At 71.7% G+C, this 19,986-nt stretch carries 26 protein-coding genes and 2 tRNA genes; 6 read left to right on the top strand and 22 right to left on the bottom strand.

Annotation, left to right across the window (positions count from 1 at the left end; translation table 11 throughout):
• Positions 1-14 precede the first annotated feature (14 nt).
• Complete coding sequence (locus FB454_RS24660; RefSeq protein ID WP_486485451.1) at positions 15-1,103, bottom strand: ATP-dependent DNA ligase; 1,089 nt, start codon at positions 1,101-1,103, stop codon at positions 15-17.
• 169 nt (positions 1,104-1,272) lie between these two features.
• Here FB454_RS24660 and FB454_RS24655 point away from each other — a divergent pair, with 169 nt between their 5' ends.
• Positions 1,273-1,668 carry a hypothetical protein gene (locus FB454_RS24655; protein WP_145823562.1) on the top strand — a complete coding sequence of 132 codons (396 nt, stop codon included), beginning with the start codon at positions 1,273-1,275 and terminating at the stop codon, positions 1,666-1,668.
• Between the two features lie 239 nt (positions 1,669-1,907).
• Here the strand turns inward: FB454_RS24655 and FB454_RS24650 are convergent, their stop codons facing one another.
• Both FB454_RS24650 and FB454_RS24645 read right to left on the bottom strand, forming a co-directional pair.
• On the bottom strand, positions 1,908-2,243 hold the full coding sequence (locus FB454_RS24650) for a CBS domain-containing protein (protein ID WP_145823561.1): 336 nt from the start codon (positions 2,241-2,243) through the stop codon (positions 1,908-1,910).
• A gap of 138 nt (positions 2,244-2,381) precedes the next feature.
• Positions 2,382-2,813: a rhodanese-like domain-containing protein gene (locus FB454_RS24645; RefSeq protein ID WP_145823560.1), complete on the bottom strand. Its 432-nt coding sequence runs from the start codon at positions 2,811-2,813 to the stop codon at positions 2,382-2,384.
• Between the two features lie 205 nt (positions 2,814-3,018).
• On the opposite strand from FB454_RS24645, the gene merA reads away from it, so the two are divergent.
• The gene (merA, locus tag FB454_RS24640; protein WP_145823559.1) at positions 3,019-4,407 is read left to right on the top strand and encodes a mercury(II) reductase; all 1,389 of its coding nucleotides are present in this window, start codon (positions 3,019-3,021) and stop codon (positions 4,405-4,407) included.
• Positions 4,408-4,478: 71 nt separating this feature from the next.
• Positions 4,479-4,763, top strand: a complete 285-nt coding sequence (locus FB454_RS24635) for a hypothetical protein (RefSeq protein ID WP_145823558.1) — start codon at positions 4,479-4,481, stop codon at positions 4,761-4,763.
• 47 nt (positions 4,764-4,810) lie between these two features.
• Here FB454_RS24635 and FB454_RS24630 read toward each other — a convergent pair whose 3' ends face one another.
• A complete protein-coding gene (locus FB454_RS24630; RefSeq protein WP_486485450.1) occupies positions 4,811-5,221 on the bottom strand; it encodes a heavy metal-responsive transcriptional regulator in 411 nt (136 codons plus the stop codon).
• 72 nt (positions 5,222-5,293) lie between these two features.
• Here FB454_RS24630 and merB point away from each other — a divergent pair, with 72 nt between their 5' ends.
• Both merB and FB454_RS24620 read left to right on the top strand, forming a co-directional pair.
• Positions 5,294-6,958: an organomercurial lyase gene (gene merB / locus FB454_RS24625; RefSeq protein ID WP_145823556.1), complete on the top strand. Its 1,665-nt coding sequence runs from the start codon at positions 5,294-5,296 to the stop codon at positions 6,956-6,958.
• Positions 6,959-7,012: 54 nt separating this feature from the next.
• Positions 7,013-7,495, top strand: a complete 483-nt coding sequence (locus FB454_RS24620) for a YdeI/OmpD-associated family protein (RefSeq protein ID WP_145823555.1) — start codon at positions 7,013-7,015, stop codon at positions 7,493-7,495.
• Between the two features lie 37 nt (positions 7,496-7,532).
• Here FB454_RS24620 and FB454_RS24615 read toward each other — a convergent pair whose 3' ends face one another.
• From FB454_RS24615 to FB454_RS24545, 16 genes are all read right to left on the bottom strand, one after another.
• Positions 7,533-7,868, bottom strand: a complete 336-nt coding sequence (locus FB454_RS24615; protein ID WP_145823554.1) for a YnfA family protein — start codon at positions 7,866-7,868, stop codon at positions 7,533-7,535.
• On the bottom strand, positions 7,865-8,131 hold the full coding sequence (locus FB454_RS24610; protein WP_145823553.1) for a hypothetical protein: 267 nt from the start codon (positions 8,129-8,131) through the stop codon (positions 7,865-7,867). The genes FB454_RS24615 and FB454_RS24610 overlap by 4 nt, the downstream gene beginning before the upstream one ends.
• Positions 8,132-8,159: 28 nt before the next feature.
• Complete coding sequence (locus tag FB454_RS24605; RefSeq protein WP_145823552.1) at positions 8,160-8,609, bottom strand: MerR family transcriptional regulator; 450 nt, start codon at positions 8,607-8,609, stop codon at positions 8,160-8,162.
• Positions 8,606-8,962, bottom strand: coding sequence for a hypothetical protein (locus tag FB454_RS24600; RefSeq protein ID WP_145823551.1), 357 nt, complete (start codon positions 8,960-8,962; stop codon positions 8,606-8,608). Before FB454_RS24600 ends, FB454_RS24605 begins: the two co-directional genes overlap by 4 nt.
• Before the next feature lie 181 nt (positions 8,963-9,143).
• Complete coding sequence (locus FB454_RS24595; RefSeq protein ID WP_145823550.1) at positions 9,144-9,437, bottom strand: hypothetical protein; 294 nt, start codon at positions 9,435-9,437, stop codon at positions 9,144-9,146.
• Between the two features lie 11 nt (positions 9,438-9,448).
• Positions 9,449-10,189 (bottom strand): hypothetical protein, encoded by a 741-nt coding sequence (locus FB454_RS35010; protein WP_186461649.1) that lies wholly within the window; start codon positions 10,187-10,189, stop codon positions 9,449-9,451.
• Positions 10,190-10,191: 2 nt separating this feature from the next.
• Positions 10,192-11,823 carry a ParB N-terminal domain-containing protein gene (locus FB454_RS24585; RefSeq protein WP_186461648.1) on the bottom strand — a complete coding sequence of 544 codons (1,632 nt, stop codon included), beginning with the start codon at positions 11,821-11,823 and terminating at the stop codon, positions 10,192-10,194.
• An 88-nt stretch (positions 11,824-11,911) separates the two neighbouring features.
• Positions 11,912-13,306: a terminase large subunit domain-containing protein gene (locus FB454_RS24580; RefSeq protein ID WP_145823548.1), complete on the bottom strand. Its 1,395-nt coding sequence runs from the start codon at positions 13,304-13,306 to the stop codon at positions 11,912-11,914.
• A gap of 3 nt (positions 13,307-13,309) precedes the next feature.
• Positions 13,310-13,693: a hypothetical protein gene (locus tag FB454_RS24575; RefSeq protein ID WP_145823547.1), complete on the bottom strand. Its 384-nt coding sequence runs from the start codon at positions 13,691-13,693 to the stop codon at positions 13,310-13,312.
• Entirely contained in the window at positions 13,690-13,848 is a 159-nt protein-coding gene (locus tag FB454_RS35005) for a hypothetical protein (protein ID WP_186461647.1), read from the bottom strand. Before FB454_RS35005 ends, FB454_RS24575 begins: the two co-directional genes overlap by 4 nt.
• Entirely contained in the window at positions 13,826-14,443 is a 618-nt protein-coding gene (locus FB454_RS24570; RefSeq protein WP_145823546.1) for a hypothetical protein, read from the bottom strand. The genes FB454_RS35005 and FB454_RS24570 overlap by 23 nt, the downstream gene beginning before the upstream one ends.
• Before the next feature lie 56 nt (positions 14,444-14,499).
• Positions 14,500-14,790 (bottom strand): Acb2/Tad1 domain-containing protein, encoded by a 291-nt coding sequence (locus FB454_RS24565; protein WP_145823545.1) that lies wholly within the window; start codon positions 14,788-14,790, stop codon positions 14,500-14,502.
• A 186-nt stretch (positions 14,791-14,976) separates the two neighbouring features.
• A complete protein-coding gene (locus FB454_RS24560) occupies positions 14,977-15,897 on the bottom strand; it encodes a ParB N-terminal domain-containing protein (protein WP_222433937.1) in 921 nt (306 codons plus the stop codon).
• Entirely contained in the window at positions 15,894-16,352 is a 459-nt protein-coding gene (locus FB454_RS24555) for a hypothetical protein (RefSeq protein ID WP_145823544.1), read from the bottom strand. Before FB454_RS24555 ends, FB454_RS24560 begins: the two co-directional genes overlap by 4 nt.
• A complete protein-coding gene (locus tag FB454_RS24550; RefSeq protein WP_145823543.1) occupies positions 16,349-17,695 on the bottom strand; it encodes a putative antirestriction adenine methyltransferase in 1,347 nt (448 codons plus the stop codon). Before FB454_RS24550 ends, FB454_RS24555 begins: the two co-directional genes overlap by 4 nt.
• 34 nt (positions 17,696-17,729) lie before the next feature.
• Positions 17,730-17,802 (bottom strand) — tRNA-Gly (locus FB454_RS24545).
• A 174-nt stretch (positions 17,803-17,976) separates the two neighbouring features.
• Between FB454_RS24545 and FB454_RS24540 the strand changes: the two genes are divergently transcribed.
• Positions 17,977-18,156, top strand: coding sequence for a helix-turn-helix domain-containing protein (locus FB454_RS24540; protein ID WP_176737422.1), 180 nt, complete (start codon positions 17,977-17,979; stop codon positions 18,154-18,156).
• Between the two features lie 192 nt (positions 18,157-18,348).
• Here the strand turns inward: FB454_RS24540 and FB454_RS24535 are convergent, their stop codons facing one another.
• Together FB454_RS24535 and FB454_RS24530 are read right to left on the bottom strand one after the other, a co-directional pair.
• Positions 18,349-19,569, bottom strand: a complete 1,221-nt coding sequence (locus FB454_RS24535) for a site-specific integrase (protein ID WP_145823541.1) — start codon at positions 19,567-19,569, stop codon at positions 18,349-18,351.
• Positions 19,570-19,821: 252 nt separating this feature from the next.
• Positions 19,822-19,908 (bottom strand) — tRNA-Leu (locus FB454_RS24530).
• Positions 19,909-19,986 lie beyond the last annotated feature (78 nt).

Raw genomic sequence — 19,986 nt, 5'->3', positions numbered from 1 at the left:
TGGGGTGACCTCAGTTAGGCGCTGCGTGGGTAGTCGGAGAAGGGATCTTCGCCTTCGCCGAGGATCAGCGGCACGTCGTACACCGACAGGTCCGGCCTGGGCCGCGCGTACCGCACCCGGTGCCGCCACCGGTGGTGCTCGTAGGCCGTGTCCACCTGAATCTCGGCCACCACGGTCGGCTCGACCTGGGCGTAGCGCAGCGGCTCGGGTCGCTCGAACTGGCCCGACCAGGTGGCCGGTAGTGGATCGGGCCAGGGGTGGGTGACCACACGGCGCTCGGTCGGGCGTGGCGGGGACAGTAGCCTCGCCAGCTCCTGGCGCTGCAGCGCCGTCAGCGGGTGGGTGCGGCCGGTGTATCGCAGCCGACCGCGCCGGTCGAACCGGCCGAGCAGAAGCGTCTCGGGGTCGCGGATGCTGCCGGTGACGCCGCCGATGATCGCCTCCGTGGTGGCACGGGCCCGGAACTTCGCCCACCCTCGCCGGCCAGGTTCATACCGGCTGTCGAGCCGTTTGATCACGACGCCTTCCACACCTGCCGCGGTCCAGGTGGTCAGCCATTCGCTGACCTCGGTGAGGTCGGCGCTCTGCGGGGTGACTGCCAGCTGCGGTGGGGCGCCGGCGAGCAGCCGCACTAGGCGGGCCCGGCGCTCGACCAGTGGCACGTCGAGCACCGGCTCTGCGCCAACGTCGACGAGCAGGTCGAAGGCGACGTAGTAGGCCGGGTGCGCACGGGCCTCGCGCAGCAGCCCTCGGCCGGCGGTGACCCGCCGTTGAAGCAGGGCGAAGTTCGTCCGCCCCCGCTCCCAGACGACCAGTTCCCCGTCGAGCACCGCACCGGGCGGGACGAAAGCCCGCACCGCCCGGGTGATGTCCGGGAAGTACGGCGTCAAATTCCTGCCGGCGCGCGACTGCAAGTAGACGTCGGAGGCTCCCCGGAAGGCCAGCGCCCGCCACCCATCCCACTTCGGTTCATAGGCCAGGTTCGGACCCTCGGGCACGGAGTCGACCGGCGCGGCCAGCATCGGGGCAACCGGCCGGCGTAGCACCAGCCCACCGGGCGACGTCTCCCACCGCCAGGCCGGACTCACCCCCTCCAGCCCCATCCGTCCAGACCACGAGCGCCGCTCATGTACGTCCCTCCCTGGCCATCGTTGGGCATCGGGAGCGGACCCGGGGCGCAGATCAGACACAACGAATGCATGGGAGCCCCGCCCCGGCCACTATCTGTCGGTCCCGCCCGCCCTAGAACGTATGTTCGACTAACCTGCGAGCGTGGAGTGGCGAACGCGCTGGCACATCACGATCCGCTGGGACCGGGCCGACAACTCGCCGGCCGGCGTGACCGTGGTCGAGCGCGTCGTCGACTCCCCCGCCGACCTGCGCCGCCTGATCGGCCGGGCCCGCGCCGATCCGCACGTGGTCGCCTTCCCCTACCGCCAGGTCCGCGAGCTGGTCGGCGACGAGCCGGGCGAGTGCCGCAACGGGCACGGCTACGCAGGCGGCTCGGCGACCACGCCGATGCGGGACTGGTGGCCGTGCCGCTGCGGCGGGCACCTCGTCATCCGCTGCCGCATGTGCCCGGACGTGCAGGTGGAGCCGCGGGTCGGTGCCGAGTGCGACCCCACCAGGCCTGGCCCCGCTCGCCCGCCAACTTCCTGCCCCCGTTGATGGGGCCGGTGTGCATGGTCAGGGAGTTCTCTCGCGTGAGATCCCCCGAGGCATCTGACCCGCTTAAGCAGAATGTGACTCCGCGCGGGAAGAGGCCGGATCCGAACGGCAGGTGCTAGTCCGTCCCGGGGTCTCACCTACCTGGCGTGGCCCGGCTGGTCCGCTCAGCGGACTAGCTCGACAGTCGGGGACTCCTGTCGCCGTCGCCGTCCGACCGAATATTTCTCCCCGCGATCTCGTTATAGCTCGTCTTTCAGGTCGGCGGCGTGGACGGTACCCAGCAAGCGCCCCTCAGGGTCTGTGACGATCATGTAGGTCATCTGGTGGTCACGTAGATGGGACTGGACGGAGGCGAGCGGGGAGTCGGGTCGCGTGGTCGAAGGCCCCAGTTCCATCACCTGCTGCGCTGCCGCCTCAGGATCGCCTGCGAGCATGGTGTGGCGCAGCCGGCCGAGCAGGGTGCGATCGGCGGCGAGGACCAGGGCGAACCGGTACGGCGAGGCGTCGACGCGGGCGCGGACGGCGGCGATGGTTTCGTCGGGGCCGGCGGTGGGCACGTCATGGCGCAGTTTCATCCCGGCGGTGGGTGCGTTAGCGCGCTCGCCTTCGGTTGGCAGGTTGTGTGCCAGCCAGTCGGCCTTACCGGCGACGTAGTCGTAGACATCGGTGAACCCGAGGGCTTCAAGCCGGCACGCGGCTCGTGGGCTCAGGTCTCAAAGGGCGTCCGAGCAGTAGACGACCACGGCACGACTACGGTCGAGGGCTGCGGTCGTGCTGGCGTCAAGGGTTTTCAGAGGGATGTTGACCGCACCGGGTATGTGCTGGTCGGTGTACTCGGCGGTGGGCAGCACCTCAACGAGTTGAGCGCCCGCGTCCAGGAGGGAACCCAGTCGCGGCAGGTCGATGCGGGTAACCCCGTTCATTGACCTGTCCCTGCAGAGGATGTTCGAGACGACGACATGTGCTGCGCCGGGATTCGATGCGCGACGCCGCGACGACCAAACCTCGTCCGGAACGGCTTGATCAAACCCTCCATATCCAAAGCCTGCCACTTCGCAACAGCCCTTGAGCGAGAGCGGGAAGCCTGTCGCCAGGACGAGTGACCAGACGCCAAGGCGATGGTTGCCTGTGAAGCAGAAGATCATCGGGCGGGCATCGACAAGGCAGCGGTCGGCGTGCGCGATCCCTGCCCGGCGCAGTGGTCAACATCGGTACTACGGCACCCTGGATGGCGGTCCTCTCCGATCCGCGCCGGGGTTGCCTCGTGTCGTCGGATCTTGACCCTCCCCCGCACTGGAAGGTCCAGTCTGGTTGGGGCAGAGACATGACGGCCAGCAGAAGGATGAGGCGATGGCTTCCGGTTTTGATGCCGACCTCGCGGTGGTCGGTTCCGGTGGGGCGGCGATGGCGGCCGGTATCGCCGCACGGCAGGCCGGCGCGCGCGTAGTGCTGGTCGAAGGCGGTGTGGTGGGCGGCACATGCGTCAACGTTGGCTGTGTGCCGTCGAAGACGCTGCTGGCGGCCGCCGGTACCCGGCACGCCGCAGCGACCAACCCGTTTCTCGGGGTGCCGACCTCGGCTGACGGGGTGGACCTGGCCGCGCTGGTGGCGCAGAAGGACGAGCTGGTGGGGCGGCTGCGGCAGGCCAAGTATCTGGACGTCGCCGACGCCTACGGCTTCCCGATCCGCTCCGGGCAGGCAACGTTCGGCGACCCGGACACCCTGACCGTGGACGGGCAGCCGCTGCGCGCACGCGCCTACGTCGTCGCCACCGGGGCGCAGCCCGACCGGCCAGACCTGCCGGGCCTGGACCAGGTGGACTACCTGACCTCGACCACGGCGATGGAGCAGCACCAGCTACCCGCCTCGCTTGTCGTGGTCGGGGGTGGCTATGTGGGGATGGAGCAGGCGCAACTGTTCGCCCACCTGGGTGTGCCCGTGACGGTGGTGGGACGCCTGGCGCCCCGCGCGGAGCCCGAACTGGCCGAGCTGCTGCGGCAGGTGTTCACCGCCGACGGCATCACGGTGGTCGAGCAGCGGGCCACCGCGGTCGAACCCACCACCCACGGCGTGGTGGTCGTCGCCGGTGACGGGCAGCGAGTCACCGGACAGCGCCTGCTGATCGCCACCGGTCGGCGGGCCCGCACCGACGGCCTCGACCTGGCCGCCGCCGGGGTGACCACCGACGAGCGCGGTTTCGTCATGGTCGACGAGGCGCAGTCCACCTCCAACCGTCGCGTCTACGCGGCGGGGGACGTGACCGGCGCACCCCAGTACGTCTACGTCGCCGCCGCGACCGGCCGGGCGGCGGCGGTCAACGCCCTGGCAGCAGACGGGAGCCGGCCGGCTCGGGTGGACTACACCGGCCTGCCGTCCGTGGTGTTCACCCGCCCGCAGCTGGCCTCCGCCGGCCCCACCGAAGCCGAGGCGCTGGCCCTCGGCCACGACTGCGTGTGCCGGGTGCTCGGGCTGGCGGACGTGCCCCGGGCGCTGGTCAACCGGGACACCCGCGGCGCGGTCAAACTCGTCGCCGACGCCGGCACCGGACGGCTGCTCGGCGTACACGCCCTCGCCGAAGGCGCTGGGGAGCTGATGCTTGCGGCCACCTACGCCATCCGAGCCCGGATGACCGTTGACGACATCGCCGACACCTGGGCCCCTTACCTGACGATGGCCGAGAGCCTGCGCATCGCCGCTGGGCTGTTCCGCAACGAGCTACCCACCTCCTGCTGTGCGTGACAGCCCAGCCACCACACCAGCACCGCATGGCCGGCCCGATCCCGTACGCACCTACCCCGGAGGAGACTCGAATGCTGAGCCACGTGGACCACGCCCGACGACTGCTGCCGTCCGGGCTGACGGGGGCCGGTGTTGCGGGCGTCGCGTGCTGCGCCATCCCGCTGCTGCTGGCCGCCGGGGTGCTCTCCGGGGCCGGCTGGGCGATCGCCGGCCGGTGGATGCCCGGCATGACCATCGTTCTGGCCGGGCTGGCTGCTGCCGCATGGTGGTGGGCCAGCCGACAGCGACACCGCAGCGGCCGCACGGGCCAGGCGGACTGTGCTTGCTGCACGACCGCAGCTCGTCGGATTCCGTGAGACGGCCCCTGGCCTTCAACGTCTGAAGCCCTGCGACACCCCCTCAGCTACAGGTAGCGGCACACCTGCTCTGGTGGGCAGGTGTCCGGGTCCGCGTTGGTGGCAGAGTCGTGGAGCTGGGCCACGGTGGCGCGGAGCGCGTGCAGGTCGGCGAGCTGGGCGTCGATGGCGTCGAGCTGTCCGGCGAGCAGTTGGCGTACGTGCCCGCAGGGGGCATGGCCGGTGTCGCGGACGGTGAGGATGTCGCGGATCTGGGCGAGGGTGAGTCCGGCGGCGCGGCCGCGACGGATGAAGTCGAGCCGGGCAACCGCGTCGTCGCCGTAGTCGCGGTAGCCGGCGGGGGTCCGTGCGGCGGGTGAGAGCAGGCCGCTGGCTTCGTAGAAGCGCAGTGTCTTGGCCGTGGTGCCGGTTGCCTCGGCGAGTTCCCCGATCCGCATCCGGTGACCTCCTGTCGTCACGCCTTGACCTTCCCCTGCACTGGAGGGTCCAGTCTGCTACGGGTAGAACCGTGTCGGCCACGGGGTGTCGTTTTGCCCATCGAGGCTGCTTGCTGGGAGGAGGCTGTGATGACCGCAGCAGATGCTGAAGGGACCAAGGCCGGCGCGCTGGACCAGCTCCTGGCGGAATACGTCAAGATCATGCCGGTGCTTGATCCGGCGCAGGCTCGCATCGCGGTCGGGCTGTGGCGGCTGCTCGCCGAGGGCACGCCGGTCACCGTCGCAGCGCTGGCCCAGCGACTCGACCTGCCGGGAGAGCAGGTGACCGCCGCTATCGACGGCGTGCTGGCCGGCACTCACCTCCAGGACGACCAGGGCAGGATCATTGCCTTCTGGGGCCTGTCGCTGCCCGACATGCCGTCCCCGCACCGACTGACAGTCGACGGGCAGACGCTGTACGCGTGGTGCGCGCCGGACACCCTGTGGCTACCGCGGGTGCTGGGCAAGGCCATCGACGTGCAGTCGTCGCTGGAGACGACCGGGCAGCCGATCTCCCTGCGCATGGGACCGAACGGCATCGAAGGCATCTCCGTCGACGGCGCTGTCGTGTCCTTCGTGCGAGCTCACGGCAAGAGTGTGGGCGACACGGTTCCCGCAGTGCTGTCCAGTTACTGCCACCACCAGCTGTTCTTCCCCTCCGAGCGGGCGGCACGCCATTGGGCTGAGGCCGAAGGACGCGACGACATCGCCGTTTTCCCTGTCGACCAGGCCGTGGGTGGCGCGGTCCGCTTCCTCGAAGCCCTCGTCGGCTCAGCTCTGCCTCGTGGGGTGAACGTTGAACTCCGTTCCGTTCCGGAGTGCCCGAATCTTGCCCCGGCTCGGGAGGAGCTGCACGCCGCGCTGGCCGACCTCGGGCTGCCTGCGGTGGTCACCGAGGTCGTGGGCGACTATCCGTCGCCGTCGATCCTGGTCAACGGCGTGGACGTGATGGGCGGCACCGGCGACGGGCCGGCGGCCTGTCGCCTGGATCTCCCCACCGGCGAGCGCATCCGCGCTGCCCTGCGCCGGGCAATGGGCGCCGAATCCGCTCCCGCCGCGACTGACCAGAACCTGGTGGATTGCTGCACCCAGCCGGGCAACGCCATCCGGACCGACCGGCCCCGCCGCGCCGAGCAACTGCCAGACAAGCTGCGGCAGGTGCACCGGGCGATCCTGCGCCACTTCGCCGCCACCGGGACGGCCCCCAGCGACGCCGACATCCGCGCTGGCGTCAGCGCGGCGGACCTGGACACCGCGAAGGCGCTGCGCGAACTTGCCCGGGAAGATCTTGTCGCCGTCGACAGCGCCGGGCGCCTGGTCGCGGCCTACCCGTTCTCCCCCACGCCGACGCCGCACGTGGTGTCACTCGGCGACGTCGAGGCCTTCGCGATGTGCGCCATCGACGCGTTGGGCATGCCGTTCATGCTCGGCACCGACGCGGTGATCACCTCCGCCGATCCGCACACCGGCCAACCGGTCCGCGTAACCATCACCAACGGTGCGGCGACCTACCAGCCGGCGGAAGCGGTGATCGTGTACGCGGCCACCGGAGCCGTCGGCCGCTCCGTGGACACCTGCTGCTCCACCATCAACTTCTTCACGAACGTCGCCAACGCCCGCGAGTGGATGACGGCCCACCCCGGCCTCGCCGCCACCGTCCTCGACCAAGAACAGGCCCTGACGCTCGGCCGAAACATCTTCGAACCGCTGCTCGCCTGAGGTCGACACCAACCCCGGCCCGCGCTCTGCCGAGCCGGACATAAGGTGCCTCCCATGCACGACTCCGTGAAGAGTCAACAGTTCACCGCCACCGTCGCCGCAGCCACCCGTGGCCGCGTCCTGATCCCGGTCCCCTTCAACCCGGACACCGTCTGGGGGGCCAAGCCCCGCCACCACATCCGCGGCACCGTCAACAGCATGGGTGTGCGCGGCGTCGTCGAACCACACGGTGACGGCTTCGGGTTCACCCTCGGCCCGGCCTGGCTACGCGGCTGCGGCCTTGCAGCCGGCGACACCGTCACCGTGACCATCGAGCCGGAAGGTCCCCAACGTGACGACCTCGCCGAAGACGTGGCCGCCGCGCTAGCCGCACATCCGCAGGCCGCAGCGTTCTTCGACTCCCTGGCCCAGTTCTACCGACGCGCCTACCTGCGCTGGATCGACGCCACCAAACGCCAACCCGATCAACGCCCTCAACGCATCACCGCGATGATCCAACTCCTCGAAGCGGGGCACAAGGAACGCCCGAGCCCCTGACGATCTTGGGTTCTGGCAATGTTGGGCACCGACAGGACTAGCCGCTGCGCGGGGCGTACATGATGATGGCGACGCCGATGAGGCAGATGGCTGCGCCGATGAGGTCGTAGCGGTCGGGGCGGAACTTGTCGACGACCATGCCCCAGGCGAGGGAGCCGGCGACGAAGATTCCGCCGTAGGCGGCCAGGATGCGGCCGAAGTTCGGGTCGGGTTGGAAGGTGGCGACGAAGCCGTAGAACCCGAGCGCTATGACTCCGGCCGCGATCCACAGCAGCCCTCGCTGTTCACGCCAGCCCTGCCATACCAGCCAGGCGCCGCCGATCTCGGCGAGCGCGGCGAGCAGGAACAGCAGGATCGAGCGGGCAACGGTCATGCGTCGGACCGTAGCGGGATCACCTCGCGGTCGTGCTGCTCGGGGTGACCGCAGGAGCAGTTGCCGCCGGCGCAGCCGCCGCTGTTGGGCCGGCGTTTGGTGGCCCACCACCAGGAGAGGCCGGCGAGCAGGGCCAGGGCGACGGCGACGCCGGGCAGGAAACGGTTTACCGCTGCCCAGCCGGCGCCGCCGAGGATCCCGGCGGCCAGCAGCGCCGGCAGCACGCAGCAGGCGGCGCAGGCGGCTCCCGCGAGTCCGGTCATGCCGGAGGGCAGTAGGCGGCGCAGTCGGTTAGCAGGTGTCGGCACGGTTGTTCCTCTCGACCAGTTCAGCGAAGGGCAGGGGGCAGCAGGAGCTTTCGGCGCAGGCAACCAGGTCGTCACAACCGGCCGAGATGGCGGCCCGCAGGGTGTCACGGATGACCGTCAGGTCAGCGAGCTTCTGCTCCACCTCGATGAGCTTTTCCCGAGCCCGTGCCTGTAGGCCGCTGTCCGGTCGACCGCCGTGCTGGTGCCGGCCGGCGTCGAGCAGGTCGGCAACCTCGTTGAGGGTGAAGCCGAGGCGTTGCGCGGTCTTGATGACCCGCAGCAGAGTGACCGACTCGGCCGGGTAGAGACGGTGCCCGCCCGGGGACCGCTGCGGCGAGGCGAGCAGGCCCCGGCGCTCGTAGTAGCGCAGCGTCTGCTGGTTGACCCCGGCCGCGTCGGCCAGCTGGCCGCTGCGCAGTCCCGACCCGGTCATCCCTGATCCCGGACAGACGCAGCCCGCTGGGCGAGGGCGTCGAGCACGTCGACGTGTGCCGCCGGTACCCGGACGTCTAACGACAGAGAGTCCGGGTCGGGCCGGGAGAGGTCAAAGGCGAAGAACGAGCAGCAAGACGACTCCCGGGCCGTCAGATCCCGCGCCGTCTCCTCGACCTGCGCCGCGCCGTCGAGCTGCAACCGCAGATGCTGTGCCGACAGCCGGTCGACGCCGCGGACGGCGTCAGTGAAGAACTGGTCAAACTCGGCGAGCCGCAGGGGCCTCTCAGCCGTCGGCAGGGTGCAGGCATCCGGCACCCAGGCGTCGTCCGTCGTGATGTGGTGGTCACTCATACCGCGAGGGTAAGCCTGTACCTAGGTACCAGATGCAAGCCCGAGGTGGAGTTCTCCGCCACTCAGTGAATGTAGTCAGGCCGCCAGGCCGTCGGAGGCCCGAGGGGGGCGGGGCACGGCATCGCCGTGGCCCGCCCCGGCTGGTCCGCACAGCGGACTAGCATCTGGTCCGCACAGCGGACTAGCCCGGCAGCCGCGGTCGGCCCTGGCCGCCGCCGAGGTGCCCGACGGCGCCGCCGCCCCGCTTGGCCTGCTCCACGATCGCGCAGGCCATGCACAGCAGCAGCGTCGCCTTCGGGGCGCGGGCAGCGACGAGGCGCTGGTTCGGCCCGATCCACATGTCCGCGCCGCAGTCCACGCACGAGGCCAGGCTATGGTCAACGCTCGGCACGAACGGCGGGACGCCGGTGCCGCCCAGCAGCTCGTTGATGTTCGTCGGCGGGCACGCCAGCATCACCCGCTTCTCTCGCTCCATCTCCGCCTTCCTCACGTCTCGGCGGTCGCCGTGGCGACGACCCGCCCGTCCGCGTCGATCCGCACGCCGGGGCCGGCGACGTCACCGCCCACCGCGCGCACCGCCGCGATCCGCTCGAACACCTGCTTGCCGAGGCCCAGCCGCTCCATCGACGGCACCACCACCACGTCCGCCACCCCGTCGGCGACGTCGGCGACGGCCTCCCGCCAGCCGCGGGCGCCGACGTGCTCGCCGACCACCTCGTAGCCCTGCTCGGCGCACCACCGCTGCGCCTGGCTCGTCAGCTCCTCCAGCGTGGCCCGGCCGCCGCGCACCGCCCGGGAGAACAGCACCGCCCGGCGCCGCACCCAGCGGCGCGCGGCCTGGTCCCACCGCGCGTGCTCGTACAGCCGCGACAGGTCCGGCCCGGAGCCGTCGACGTCCGGGGCGCACCGCACGAACTTCCGCGCCTCGGTGTCCCACCGCACGTGCCAGCCGAACTCGCGGGCCTCCGCGTGCGCCGGCCACCAGCCGGTCCAGTCGGCCCGGCCGCAGTCGTGGCCCGCGGTGTCCGGCTGCGCCCGGCACCACATGCGCTTGCGGCCGGTGGCCAGGCACTCGGCCACGTCGCAGTCGTCGCGGTGCACCTCGCCGATCGCCACGTGGCAGGCCGGGCAGGTGCCGCGCGGCAGCTCCTCCAAGCTGTCGGTCGGGCCGGCGCCGGAGGCGCGCACCAGGTCGGTGCGCGCCTCCGGCTGACCCGCTGGGGTCACGCTCACTCGTCGCCCTTCGCGTCAGGCTCGGCCGCGTCCAGGTCGGCCTCCGGGCACGGGTCCGCCTCGGCCTCGGGCTCGGCCTCCTCGGGCTCGGCGTCGGCGTCCGGCTCGGCGGCCGGCTCGACGTCGCCCTCCGGCAGCTGCACGTCCTCGATCGGCCGCACGCCTTCGGCGTCCTCGACGTAGCCCTCGGCCTCGTCGTACTCCAGCGCCTCCTCGGCCTCTTCCTCCTCCATCGCGCGCTGCCGCTCGGCCTCCTCCTCGACCAGCTCGGCGTGCCAGGTCTTCTCGGCTTCCGACAGCTCGTAGCCCTCGGCCACCAGGCGGTCCAGCCACGGCAGCACCAGGTGCTCCCGGTTGGAGTACCGCCCGGCCGCCACAGTCGCCGTGTTCGCCTCGTGCGCGGCGACGAACCGGGCGACCAGCAGCCGGTTCAGCCGGTCGATGCCGGCCGTCTGCCCGTCGCGCGGGTCACCGCCGGCCAGGGCCGCGACCATCTCCTCCTCGGCCCGGTCGTAGAAGCCGGGCATCACCACGGCGGCGCGCATCGCGTCAACCAGCAGCGTCTTCGCCGCCTTCGCGCTGCCCCACGTCTCGACGAGGAACCGCCGCCGCACCTCGCCGGCGTCGAGCAGCTTCTGCCGCCGCTCCTCGGCCTCCCGCTTCTTCAGCTCCTCGGCGACCTTCGCCGCGGGGCTCTTGTACTGCGTCCACTTCGTGCGCTTGTACCCATGGGCGTCGGGGTCCTCGCACACGATGACGGCCCGCATGTTCCCGTACGAGCCCTCGATGATCGCGCCGAAGCCCTCCAGCGTCTTGACCTTCTCGACGTCGATCGGCTGGTCGTCGGCGTCGGCCAGGTCCTCGACCTTGCACGCCGCGCAGTTCCACGGCCAGTCCTTCGGCTTCTTCAACACCCGGACGCCGGCCGCCGTCAGCTCCTCGGTCAGCTGCTCGGTCGCGCTCTTGTCGTCGCGCTTGCGCTTCTCCTCCTGGACCCGGTGGCGCACACCCCAGCCGGACTCGACGCCCTTGAGGATCCGCTCCATCGCCTTCGGGTCGTCCTCGAACTGCTCCAGCGCGGCGACGTCCTCCAGCGTCAGCTTGCCCGCGTCGGCCGCCTCGGTGGCCACGTCGCCGAGCGTCTTGAGCTTCAACGCCGACTTGACGTGCACCTGCGTCCGGCCGGTGCGCCGCGCGATCTCGGCGACGTCCAGGCCGAACAGCTCCAGCTGCGCATACCCGTTCGCCCGCTCGCTCTCGGTCAGGTCGGCGCGCTGGTCGTTCTCGATGAGCATGGCCACGACCTGGGAGGGGGCCATCCCCTCCATGTCGGGCCGCACCAGGCACGGCACGGTCTGCGGCTGGCCGTCCGGCCACTCGCCGGCCGCGATCGCCTCGGCGGCGGCCGCCGCCCGGCGGTGCCCGGCGACGATCCGCATGCCGCCGTCCTCGGGGACGACGGTCAGCGCCTGCAGAACGCCGCTCGCGGCGATCGAGGCGCGCAGCTCGGTCAGGTCGCCGAGCTGGGTGCGCAGGTTGGTCGGGTGCGCGACCAGCTCCCGCGGGTCGAGCTGCGCGAGGTACGGCGCGCTCTTCTTCGCGCGCCGGCTCTTCGTCGGTGCTGTCACTTCCGCTCTCTCCTCTTCCACGTGAACACGGAGGTACACCGCGTGGCATACATAAACATTGTATCAGTCAAGATCATCCACCGTCCAATCAGGAACCGCTCTGACCTGCGGCTTTGCCGCGCAGCGGCGACGCCACCACCGCCCGCCGGGACTCCTTCGACCGCAGGTACGTCACCCCGTGCACCAGCGCATCCAGCCGGTCCGGCGAGTCGCCGGACTCCGGGGTCCAGGTCGTCAGCTGGTCCTCCAGCACCGGGTACGTCCCGACGTGGTGCACGCGCGGCGGGTCGACCTCGTACCGGGCGGCCACCGGCTCGGCGCGCACCCGCTTGCTCGCGCGGGCCTGCACCACGTCCAGCGGCGGGTCACCGCCGGCCAGCAGGCCCTCCTTCTGCATGGCCACCCACGCGTCGACGAGGATGTCCCGCAGCCACGCCGACGACCCCTCGTACACCACGACGTCCGCGTCGACGTCCAGGTAGCACTGCCAGATCCGGCGGGCCGCCGCCATGCCGGCGATCTTCATGCTCCGGTCCGCCAGCACGTAGTGCTCGCCGTCCTCGCCCCGGCCGACCGCGACGATGCCCGTCTCGTCGCTCGTCTCCGACACGGTGTCCGCCGGGTCGACGCTGACCACCGTGCGGACCAGCGGCGGCACGTCCTCCTTGTCGACCCGGCCGGCCTCGATCCACGCCGACTTCCACAGCGCGCCGTCGACGTCGGACAGCAGCTCGGCGTCCAGCTCCTGCCGGCCCAGCCGGGTGCCGCCGTACTGCTCCAGCAGCTCCTCCAGCGCCTCCTGGCTGAGGTTCGCCGCGTTGTCGAGCGTCCGCCCCCGGGTGATGACCACCCGGGGCCGGCGGCTGCGCGCCCGCTGCTTCTTCGCCCGCGCCAGCAGCTTCTTCACGTGCGGCAGCGGCTTCGGCGTCGTGCTGATGACCATGCGCGGGTCGGGGGCCTCGCGCATGCAGAACCACAGCATGTCGAACACGCCCTGCGCCGTCTGCAACGGCCAGGCCGCGTACTCGTCGAGCCAACAGCCGTCGAAGTCGTAGCCCCGCAGCGTGTCCGGGTCCTGCGCGCCGAACCCGCGGATGATCGCCCCGTTGGTCAGCTCCAGGTACGGCTCGCTCTTGTTGAACGTCCGCACCTCCTTCGGCGGGATCACCGCCAGCAGGCCGGCACGCCGCGCCGTGAAGCAGACGTTGAACACCTCGCGGTGCGTCTTGGCGATCACCGCGTAGTGCCCGCCCGGCCTGGTCCCCGCCCAGCCGCGCACCGTCTCCGACCCGGTGCGGGTCTTGCCGAAGCCACGGCCCGCCAGCAGCATCCAGATCCGGTAGTACGCCGGCTCCATCTGCTCGGGCCGGGCGTGCCGCCGCCAGTCGTACCGGACGAGGCCCTGGACCTCCGACACCTCGCGCAGGTACGCGGCCAGCTCGGCGTCGGTCATCAGGGCCGGGTCCGGGTACGCCAGCAGCACGGCTCAGCTCCCGGCCCGCATCTCGGCTTCGCGCTGCCGCAGGTCGACGGCCGCAACCCAGGCCAGCACCAGCAGCGCCGCCAGCATCAGCGCCGGGCAGCCGAGGGCGGCCGGGCCGACCCACCGCAGCCCGGCCGACACCGCCAGCACCATCAGCGCGAACCACGCGCCGAGCAGCAGCCGCCACGTCCAGGCGCGGAACCGCAGCGTCCGCCGCTGCACCCGGGTCAGCCGCCGCGGCGGCGGGGCGAGGCGCACCGGCGGCGGGGGCTTCGCGTCCACCTCCGCCCACGCGCGCACCACCCCGCCGGGCCGGTACGCCGGCTGGGCGGTGACCGACGCGCGGTGCGCGAGGAGCAGCCGCGCCGACCGGGGGCTACGCCTCACCGCGTCGCCACCCACAGCAGCACGCCCATGCCGCCGGCCCCGGCCAGCCCCAGCAGCAGCACCCCGCCGGCCACGCACCACACCGCCCACCGGGGCACCCGCGCCTCCACCGCGACCCACGCCTCCCCGTCGTCATTCCTGCTCCGCTGGCCCACCGGCCACCTCCTCGTCCTCCTCGTCGTCGCCGCCCGGGTCGTCGGGCGCCGCGGCCGGGTTCGCCTGCCCGGCGCGGGCGGCGGCCTCGGCCATCAGCGCCCGGAAGAAGTCGGCGCGCTGCTGTTCGCTCATCTGCTCGACCTCGGCGCGGATCGGCCCGCCGTCCGGGCCGGTGTGCGCGGTCGTCGAGTCGGGCAGGCCCAGGGCCAGCCGCTCGACCCGCGTCGACACCTCCAGCCAGCGGGCGACGTCGCCCGCGGTGAGCTTCGACGCGTCGAGGGTCTGCAACCGGGCGACCAGCTTCGCCTGCAACGCCGACGCGACCCGCGCGTGCCGGCGGGCCATGTCGCGCCGCTGCTCGGCCAGGCCCTCGGCGTACAGCCGGTCCTCTTCCCGGTCCCACGCCTGCGCCCGCTGCACCCACTTCCAGCGGGTCGCCAGCTTGTGGAGGTAATCCCGGCTTTTGTGGACCTGCTCGGCGACCTTCGCGACGGTGCGGGTGCGGCCCAGGTCCCGATACAGGGCGAAGTACCCGTACGCCTTCTCGGGCTCGCTGCGCTGCCGGTCCCAAGGCAGGACTTCCGGCTCGCTCATGGTCACCTCCTCCAGCTGCGGGAGGCCCGGCCCGAGTCAGGCCGGGCCGTCCCCGGTCAGTGCCCGACCTTGCGGCCCCCGCTCATCGGCGGCCGGGCGATCGCCGCGTTGCCGTACATCAGGGCGTCGTCCAAAGCGGACAGCACCATCGACGTCTCCCGGCCGGCGGGCAGGCTGCGCATGGCCTCGGCCATCGCGCCCTTGATCGTTCCGCGCCACGCCTGGTGCGCCTCGGCGGTCGCCAGGTCCTTCGGCGGGTGGTAGTCGCAGCGCCGGTCCAGCTCGTACCGCTGGCGCTCGTCGAGGCCGGCGTACAGGTCCTCGCCGCTCTGGGCGGGTCCGGTCATCTCTCCTCCAGGAGTCAGGCCGCGGTGTCTCACTGCGGCCGGATCACCGGCCGGCGGGCTGCCGGCCGGGGGTCGTGCGGGCGCGGCCTCAGAAGGGCCAGTGCCCGATGCAGCCGGCGATCAGGCCCCCGACGATCGCCACCAGGTAGACCGCGACGATCACCTTCGCCGACCGGGGGACGCCGCTCATCCGGCGAGGAAGTCGGCGGCCAGCAGCTCCAGCGCACGCCACCGCTGGTCGGCGGGCACCTCGCCCGAGCGGACCAGCTTGTCCACGGCGCGGTGCAGCACCGCCGCCGCGTCGGCCGGCATCGAGCGCGTCTCCAGCACCGTCTCGATCGGCACCAGGCGGTGCGCGTGCCCGATCGGCTCGCCGGACTCCGGGTCCCACCACACGCCGTCGCGCAGCTCGCCGAGGTGCCGCTCGAACACCGCCAGGATCAGCCCCAGCGCGGTGGCCACGTTCCCGACGTTGTGCGCGCCGTGCGCCGTCGCGAGGGCGTCCAGGGTGGCCTCGTAGTCGGCGTACCCAGCGAGCCACCGGCCGTCGGCCTGCACCAGCTTCCGCGCCTCGTCGAAGCTGACCCGGGCGGCGTCCAGCTCGTGCGGCAGGAACACCAGCTGCACCGTCGCGAAGTCCAGGTTCGCCTCGGACAGGCCCTCCAGGTCGACCTGCGCGAGCAGGTCGAGCTGCTTGTCGTCCAGGCCCGAGTAGGCCCGCCAGTCCACATCGTCCAGCTCCTCGTACAGCTGCTTCAACGTGGCCGGGTCGTCCTCGCCGGCGATCGCGTTGTGCGACAGCTGCAACGCGACCTGCCGGGCGCGCGACAGCTTCTGCTGCACCACCATCACCGTGATCTCGCTGAGGCCCGCGTCGATCGACGCCTGCACCCGGTGGTTGCCGGACAGCACCACCTTCCGGTCGCCGTCGACGTCGTGCCACACCAGCGGCACGCTCGTCAGGCAGCCGTCCCGCTTGATGTTCGCCACCAGGCGGTCGTACTGCTCCTTGCGCATGTACCGCGCGTTGACCTCCAGCAGCGTCAGGTCCTGCGGCCGGACCGTCATCAGCCGCGGGTCCAGGGGCAGCTCGTCGACGTCGCTCACCGCCGCCCGCCTCCCTGCCGGTACTGGATCGCGTACCCGGGGATCCCGAGCCCGAAGTCCCGGTCAGCGCTGCCGGGCCGGATCGGCGCGTACATCGTGAACTCGTCCGGCGAGCAGGCGGGCCGGTCCGGCATCAGGCCGGCGGGCACGCCCGACCAGCGGAACCGCTCCTGGCAGCCCAGGCAGCGGATCTGGAGCTCCACGATGTACGCCACCACCGTGGGGTCGTCATCGGTGGCGGTCAGCCGCTGCACGTCGGCATCCAGGTGCATGTCGGGGTGCTGGCAGGGCTTGTCCGGGTCGGCCGGCTCGTGCCGGAACTTCCCGTGCGTCGGGCACACGCCCGTCTCGGCGCCCTCGTCGCACTGGTAGGGCGTCAGCCTGTCCCACAGCGTCTTCGGGCAGCCGGGCTGCTCGGCGGCCGGCGGCTCGCCGCCGCGGTGCTCGTCGCTCATCGTCGCTCGTCCTTCCCGTGGCGGCGCTTCCACTCCGCCAGCGCCTCGTGCAGGGTCCAGTCGCCCAGGGGGCCGCCGTACTGGAGCTGGTAGCGGTGGATGCCGTCGGCGGCCGGCTCGCTGCGCTTCTGCAACTTCACTCCGGGGATCCCCCGGCCGTACTTCGCGCTGTTCGGCCGGTCCGTGAACGCCGTCGTCGACCACGCGGTCAGCCGGCGCGAGAGCGACCGCTGCAACAGCAGCTGCGCCTCGCGGCTGGCGGCCGCCATCACGATCAGCTTCGCCAGCCGCCGGTACCGGGTCCACGACACCGGGAAGTCGCTCATCAGGTAGGCGCAGGCCGGGTCGAACTTCGGCGGCAGGTACGCGAACGCGCCGATCAGCTTCCCGTCGACGCTGGCGCCGCAGGCCAGCAGCGGGGAGCCGGGCAGGATCGTTTTGCTCATGAACTGCGACCGCACGGCGGCGAACTGCCCGCCGGTCAGGACGTGGATCGCCATGCGGTCGCCGAGGTCCTCGTCGGGTCCGATCTTCGGCAGCAGGATCGGCGCGACCTGCTGGGCGGGCGCGACGACCCGCCGCGCTCCCGACGAGGCGTAGACGTAGATCGGCATGCCGCGGTTGCTGGTCTGGACGACGCCGCGCAGCCAGGGCCGCAGCTCGTCGCGGGCGATGTGCAGGCCGAGGATCCAGTGCGGCCGGTCGAGCACCGCCCCGATGATTTCCTCCTTGCCGTCCTCGTCCAGGACGTCGTAGGTCGGCGCCGGCCAGTCGAAGAACTCGTCTATGCCGGCGAACTGCGCCTCGTAATCTCCGCTGAAGAACGGTGGGAACATCGCCACCGGCGCCACCGCCGGCACCACGTCACGCAGGTAGTCCCGCACGTCCCCGCAGTAGTAGTCGGCCAGGCGCAGCGTCAGCCCGGACAGCTTTGCCACCGTCTTGGCGTGCATCGTCGGGAACTGCCCGACGGTCGCCCGGACCATCCGCTCGTAGTAGACGCCCTGGCGGCCGACGTACTGGAGGAACCGGGTGCCGAGCATCAGCGTCGCCAGGGTGTCCGTCGACGTCGCCAGGTACGGCTCCAGCCAGGCCAGCTCCTCGCGGTGCTCCTCTTTCAGCCGGTAGTCCAGCTCCCGGCCCGCGAGCCACCAGCCCAGCGCCGAGCTGTACGCCTGCACGTCGTTGCCGTGGATCGCGCGGCCCTCACCGGGCCGGCTGTGCAGCGTCCGCTCGATCGTGAAGTTCCCCGAGCAGCCGACGTACAGGTCGGTGTCCGGCCACGACTCGGCGTGCTCGTAGATGATCGAGCGCAGGTCCGCCGGGATGCTGCCGTGGAACACGCGCCGTCACCACCTTCCCCTGTGGCCGGCGTCGAGCGCCGGCCAGGACTCGAACCTGGGCCTCCACCGTGGAACGGCGGCGTGCCAGCCAACAGCACTTCCAGCGCACCGCGTGCCATGCACGCGCAGTACCGGATGGTAGCCGTACACCCGGCGGCCGGCGAGGGGAGCTGGCGGCTTCCGATCTCGCCGTGGCCGGGCGTAGCCCACCGTAGACCTATCGGGCCGCAGTGGTCTACAGTGACCCGACATCTAGTGCCGGAGGGCAGGAGGAGGACGAGGTGGCCAGGGACTACACCTACGCCGAGGCCGCGGCGAAGCTTCGCATCGCGGAGACCACCCTCCGGCGCTGGGTGTCCAAGGGCCGCATCCCCTGCCACCGGCTCGGCCGCAAGGTCCGCTTCACCGACGAGGACCTGGCCGCCGCCTACAAGCCGGCGCCCGCCACGGCCCGGCGCTGATCGTGGGGGCCACCGGCACAGCGATCGCTACATCGCACTCATCGGTTCTCGCCGGTCAGATGCCGGCACCCGGTGGCCCCCCGCACCACCCCTAGACCGTCCTAGGAGGCCGGCGACCCGACGCCGGCACACGAGCGGGCGGCGAGCCATCCCCCACTGGCTCGCCGCCCGCTCCTCTGTGCGGGGCCGCCGCTACCTGGCGGCCACCAGCTCGTCGACGCCGAGGAAGTCCCCGACGATCTGCCGCACCGGCTCGTGGTGCCGCCGCGTCGCGTGCACGTACACGTTCATCGTCGTCGACACGCTCGCGTGCCCGGCCATCGTCCGCAGCGCCGCCAGGTCCACGCCCTCCGTCGCCAGCAGCGTCAGCAGCGAGTGCCGCAGCCCGTGCATCGTCATCCGGCGCGGCAGGCCCTTCTCGCGGGCCAGGTCGCGGATCTTCACCCACCGGTCCGTGTAGAAGTCCTCGTACCGCCAGTGGTTGCCGCGCGGCGCCACGAACACGAACTGCCGCCCCGGCTCCCGGCTGGCCGCCGCCACCCGCTCGGCGACCACCCGCAGCACCGCCGCCGTCAGCGGCACCTCCCGGTAGCCCTGCTTCGTCTTCGGCTTGGGCTCGACCACCCACCGCCGGTTCACCTTCCGCAACACCTGCACGATCGACACCGTGCCCCGCGCGACGTTGACCGCCCGGGGCGGCAGCGCCGACACCTCACCCCAGCGCAGCCCCGTCGACAGCTTGCACAGCAGCAGGTCCGCCGCCTCCGGGTCGACCGCGTACGCCGCCTCGAGGAACAGCCGGGCCTCGTCCGGGCTCTCCAGAATGTCCCGCTCGGCGCGCGGGCCCTCCGGCAGCGGCAGCCCGTCCATCGGGTTCGACGTCCGCACGGCCGGCTCGCCGTCCTCGCCCGGCCGGCACGCCGCCTTGAAGATCGGCACCACGCTCTCGCCCCGGATGTTGGCGATCGTCTTCGCCGACAGCCCCGCGTCGCGCAGGCCCTGCTGCCACTCGCGCATCTCCCGCCGGGTGATCTCGACGATCGGCCGGTCGCCCAGCCGCGGATAGACGTGCTTCTCCAAGCGCTCCCGGTACTTGCGCATCGTCTCCGGGTGCGGCTTCACCAGCGTGCCCAGCCACTCCTCGGCGTACGCCCGGAACGTCAGCTTCTCCTCGGCCGGCTTCGGCGCCGGCGTGACGCCGCCGGGCACCAGGTGGCCGAAGCCGTGCTCGACCAGCTGCTCCGGCGGCGGCACCCGGTGGCTGTTGGCCTCGACGAGCGCCTTGAAGCGCTTCGCGTCCACCTGGTAGTCGAACTGCTGGCTGGCCCACTTCCCGCTGCCGCCGGTGCGCCACTTCACCCGCCAGCGGATCTTCTTGCCGTCCTCGGACGGCCTCTTCTCGACTGTCGCCACTGTTCCTCCACGTGAACCGGCGGCCGTGGGCGTCGTCCGGGCCCGCCGCCGGTCGCGCACCTATATGCGCAACGGTGGGACCGTAACCGTCTCCCTCAGCCCGGCGCAATGCCGGGCTCGGGCTCCGTCCTGATGGCTCCCCGGGAACGCATGTTCCCGAGATGTTCCCGGCGCGAAGATCAACCCGGAAACGACGAAGGCCGCCTAGCTGGATTTGCCCAGCTCAGCGGCCTGATTCGGTCGTACTTCGTTTGGTGTCCGAGGGGGGACTTGAACCCCCACGCCCTATACGGGCACTAGCACCTCAAGCTAGCGCGTCTGCCATTCCGCCACCCGGACCTGCACGTACCAGCCTACCCGTTCGACCAATGTGAGTTACTCACCGCATCGGTCGGCCTGGCGGGCCGCACGGGGCAT

Source organism: Micromonospora sp. CNZ297 (assembly GCF_007827625.1).
The sequence above is the reverse complement of the archived record's forward strand: the minus strand, read 5'-3'. Positions and strand labels throughout refer to the sequence as shown.